4 protein-coding genes are annotated in these 4,384 nt (G+C 71.4%); 1 reads left to right on the top strand and 3 read right to left on the bottom strand.

The features are described from left to right. The 3 genes from H5J30_RS19175 to H5J30_RS19165 all read right to left on the bottom strand — a co-directional run. A partial coding sequence (locus tag H5J30_RS19175) for an ATP-binding cassette domain-containing protein (protein WP_181788643.1) occupies nucleotides 1-337 on the bottom strand: 337 nt, incomplete at its 3' end. Between the two features lie 177 nt (nucleotides 338-514). After that, on the bottom strand, nucleotides 515-1,918 hold the full coding sequence (locus H5J30_RS19170) for an aspartate aminotransferase family protein (RefSeq protein WP_181788642.1): 1,404 nt from the start codon (nucleotides 1,916-1,918) through the stop codon (nucleotides 515-517). Between the two features lie 5 nt (nucleotides 1,919-1,923). After that, on the bottom strand, nucleotides 1,924-2,397 hold the full coding sequence (locus H5J30_RS19165; RefSeq protein WP_181788641.1) for an Lrp/AsnC family transcriptional regulator: 474 nt from the start codon (nucleotides 2,395-2,397) through the stop codon (nucleotides 1,924-1,926). A 254-nt stretch (nucleotides 2,398-2,651) separates the two neighbouring features. Here H5J30_RS19165 and H5J30_RS19160 point away from each other — a divergent pair, with 254 nt between their 5' ends. Continuing rightward, a complete protein-coding gene (locus H5J30_RS19160; RefSeq protein ID WP_181788640.1) occupies nucleotides 2,652-4,082 on the top strand; it encodes a gamma-aminobutyraldehyde dehydrogenase in 1,431 nt (476 codons plus the stop codon). Nucleotides 4,083-4,384: the final 302 nt, after the last annotated feature.

Below are 4,384 nucleotides of genomic sequence, written 5' to 3'. Positions count from 1 at the left end.
TCTCCCAGGCCGTCAGCTCGGGGACCAGCTCGGGGCGGGTGCCGATCCAGCCGAAGCGGTCGCGGCGCAGCCGCTCGCGGGCGCCCGTGGACAGGGTGTGCACGGGGCCGCTGTTGAACCACACCTCGCCCTGCTGCGGCAGCAGCTGCCCGGACAGGCACTTCAGCAGCGTCGTCTTGCCGCTGCCGCGCGGCCCGGTCACGGCGAGGATCTCGCCCTGCGCGACGCCGAGGGAGACTCCGGCCAGCGCCGGGGTGCCGCCGTGGGCGTAGTGCAGGGAGCGGGCCCACAGCACGTCGTTGTCGGGTGGGGCGGTCCGAGTGGTTGCCGCGGTCATCGCACACCTCTTTCCCTGGGTCCGCATACGCCCCCGGTGGTGGAACGAGGACGGAGGGATCCGGTCACTCGCACCCTAGGAAGGGGCGGCGGAACCGCAGGTGAGGCGGCGGGCGGCGCGCCGGGGGGTCCGCTCGTACGGGCGGACCGCCGGGCGCGTGCGCCGGGGCGGGCAGGATCAGAGGCGCGCCCAGGCGTCCGTCAGGACGCCCCGCAGGATCTGCTCCGCCTCGTCGAAGACCGCCTGGTCGGCGACGAGCGGCGGGGCGAGCTGCACCACGGGGTCGCCGCGGTCGTCGGCCCGGCAGTACAGGCCGTTCTCGAAGAGCGCCCCGGACAGGAACCCGTAGAGCACCCGCTCGGTCTCCTCGGCCGTGAAGGTCTCCTTGGTGGCCTTGTCCTTGACCAGCTCGATGCCGTAGAAGTAGCCGCTGCCGCGGACGTCGCCGACGATCGGCAGGTCGAGCAGGCGGCGCAGGGTGGCGTGGAACGCCTCCTCGTTGGCGCGTACGTGCCCGTAGAGGTCCTCGCGCTCCAAGATGTCGAGGTTGGCGAGGGCCACCGCGCAGGAGACCGGGTGGCCGCCGAAGGTGTAGCCGTGCGGGAAGGTGTGGCCGCCGGCGTAGAAGGGCTCGGCGACGCGGTCGGAGACGAGGCAGGCGGCGAGCGGGGAGTAGCCGGAGGTCAGGCCCTTGGCGCAGGTGATGAGGTCCGGCACGTAGCCGAACTTCTCGCAGCCGAACATGTGGCCCAGCCGGCCGAAGGCGCAGATGACCTCGTCGGAGACGAGCAGCACGTCGTACGTGTCGCAGATCTCCCGCACCCGCGCGAAGTACCCGGGCGGCGGCGGGATGCAGCCGCCGGCGTTCTGCACCGGCTCCAGGAAGACCGCGGCGACCGTCTCGGGGCCCTCGAAGAGGATCTGCTGCTCGATCTGGTCGGCGGCCCAGCGGCCGAACGCCGCCGGCTCCTCGGGGGCACCGCCGTGCCCGGCCGCGCGGTAGATGTTGGTGTTGGCGACCTTGCGGGCGCCGGGGACCAGCGGCTCGAAGGGGGCCTTGAGCCCCGGCAGGCCGGTGATGGACAGGGCGCCCTGCGGGGTGCCGTGGTAGGCGACGGCGCGGGAGATCACCTTGTACTTGCCGGGCCGGCCGGTGAGCTTGAAGTACTGCTTGGCCAGCTTCCAGGCGGTCTCGACCGCCTCGCCGCCGCCGGTGGAGAAGAACACCTTGTTCAGGTCGCCGGGGGCGCCGGCCGCGAGCCGCTCGGCGAGCTCGACGGCCTTGGGGTGGGCGTAGGACCAGATCGGGAAGTACGCCAGCTCCGCGGCCTGCTTGGCGGCGGCCTCGGCCAGCTCGGTGCGGCCGTGTCCCGCCTGCACCACGAACAGGCCGGCGAGGCCGTCGAGGTAGCGCTTGCCCGTCTCGTCGTAGATGTAGGCGCCCTGGCCGCGGACGATGGTGGGCACGGGGGCGTTCTCGTACGACGACATCCGGGTGAAGTGCATCCACAGGTGGTCGTACGCGGCCTTCGAGGTGGCCGAGGGGGTGGTGCCGGATGCGGCGGTGCTGTCCTTGCTCACGGTTATCAGGTTCCCCACGAGTAGGTCTGCTTGCGCAGCTTCAGGTACACGAAGCTCTCGGTGGCGCGGACGCCGGGCAGCGCCCGGATCCGCTTGGTGATCAGCTCCAGCAGGTGGGCGTCGTCGTGGCAGACGACCTCGGCGAGCAGGTCGAAGGAGCCGGCGGTCACCACCACGTAGTCGACCTCGTCGAGGCCGGCCAGCGCGTCCGCGACCGGCTCGACGTCGCCGTCGACGGTGATGCCGATCATCGCCTGCCTCATGAAGCCGACCGTCAGCGGGTCGGTGACGGCGACGATCTGCATGACGCCCTGCTCCAGCAGCTTCTGCACCCGCTGGCGCACGGCCGCCTCGGACAGGCCGACGGCCTTGCCTATCGCGGCGTACGAGCGGCGGCCGTCCTGCTGGAGCTGCTCGACGATCTTCAGTGAGACCTCGTCGAGCGGCGAACCCGTCTGCTTCTTGTCGTGTGTGGACACGCTGTCACTCTGCCCGAGCGCCGGAGCCCGCCGCAAGGGGCCGGGAACTGAATCCGTGGATGAATGGCGTACCTGCGATGGATTCGCTTGTTACGTCATGCTTGAGCTGTCAATCTCGTACGAGGGCGGGGAGTGGCCGCGCCGGCGAGCCCGCGGGCGGCGACGGAAGTCTTCCTGTCCGGGCGCCCCGTGACGGGCAAATCTCCCGCCGTTAGGGTGGGGCGCATCAGCGGACCGACCACTGGAGGGTCGCAGTGACCAGCGAACCGCGCCGTCTGCGCAACTACATCAACGGGGAGTTCCGGGACGCCGCCGATGGCCGGACCATGGACGTCGTCGACCCGGCCACCGAGGAGGTCTACGCGACCGCGCCCCTGTCCGGCGCCGCCGACGTCGACGCCGCCATGCAGGCCGCGGCGGCCGCGTTCCCCGGCTGGCGCGACGCCACGCCCGGGGCCAGGCAGCTGGCGCTGCTGAAGATCGCCGACGCCCTGGAGGCCCGGGCGGACGAGCTGCTGGAGACCGAGTGCAAGGACACCGGCAAGCCCCTGGAGCTCACCCGCGAGGAGGAGCTGCCGGCGATGCTGGACCAGATCCGGTTCTTCGCCGGTGCGGCCCGCATGCTGGAGGGCAGGTCGGCCGGCGAGTACATGGACGGCCTCACCTCGTACGTACGGCGTGAGCCCATCGGCGTCTGCGCCCAGGTCACGCCCTGGAACTACCCCGTGATGATGGCGATCTGGAAGTTCGCCCCCGCGCTGGCCGCGGGCAACACGGTGGTCCTCAAGCCCTCCGACACCACTCCCGCCGCCACCGTGCTGCTCGCCGAGATCATGGGCGGCGTGCTGCCCAAGGGCGTCTTCAACGCCGTCTGCGGCGACCGCGACACCGGCCGGCTGATGGTCGAGCACCCGACCCCCGCGATGGCCTCCATCACCGGCTCGGTCCGGGCCGGCATGGAGGTCGCGGGCAGCGCGGCCAAGGACCTCAAGCGGGTGCACCTGGAGCTGGGCGGCAAGGCGCCGGTCATCGTCTTCGACGACGCCGACCTCCCCAAGGCCGTCGAGGACATCTCCGTGGCGGGCTACTTCAACGCCGGCCAGGACTGCACCGCGGCCACCCGCGTGCTCGTCCACGAGTCCGTCCACGACGAGTTCGTGTCGGCCCTGGCCAAAGCCGCCGCCGACACGAAGACCGGCCCGGGCGAGGCGGACGCGCTCTACGGCCCGCTGAACAACGCCGCGCAGCTGGAGCGGGTCGCCGGCTTCGTCGACCGGCTCCCGGCGCACGCCCGCGTCGAGGCCGGCGGCCGCCGGGTCGGCGACAAGGGCTACTACTACGCCGCGACCGTCGTCTCCGGGCTCAGGCAGGACGACGAGATCATCCAGAACGAGGTCTTCGGCCCGGTCATCACCGTGCAGTCCTTCACCGACGAGGACCAGGCCCTCGCGTACGCCAACGGCGTGCAGTACGCGCTGGCCTCCTCCGTGTGGACCAGGGACCACGGCCGCGCGATGAGGCTGTCGAAGGCGCTGGACTTCGGCTGCGTGTGGATCAACACCCACATCCCGCTGGTCGCCGAGATGCCGCACGGCGGCTTCAAGAAGTCCGGCTACGGCAAGGACCTCTCGTCGTACGGTTTCGACGACTACACCCGGATCAAGCACGTGATGACGGCGCTCTGAGCGCCGCCCCCGCCCCCTACCTAGGTAGGCGGCGGGCCCGGCCCGCGCGGATACGTATACCGATCCGCGCGGGCTACCGATGTCCGCGGCCGTTCCGCGGTGCAGGCTGATCTCCGCAACGACGCGAACGCGAGACATCACAGACACGGCAGAGACGCAGCCTGGACGATGGGCACGGCCACATGACGCTGATCGGGCGCCGGGCGGACACCGCACGCCTCGGGGAACTCTTACGTGATACGCGGCTGGTGACGGTGACCGGCCCCGGCGGGGTCGGCAAGAGCGCGCTCGCGGCCGAGGCG

This window comes from Streptomyces phytophilus (assembly GCF_013870535.1).
GTDB lineage: Bacteria > Actinomycetota > Actinomycetes > Streptomycetales > Streptomycetaceae > Streptomyces > Streptomyces phytophilus.
The sequence above is the reverse complement of the archived record's forward strand: the minus strand, read 5'-3'. Positions and strand labels throughout refer to the sequence as shown.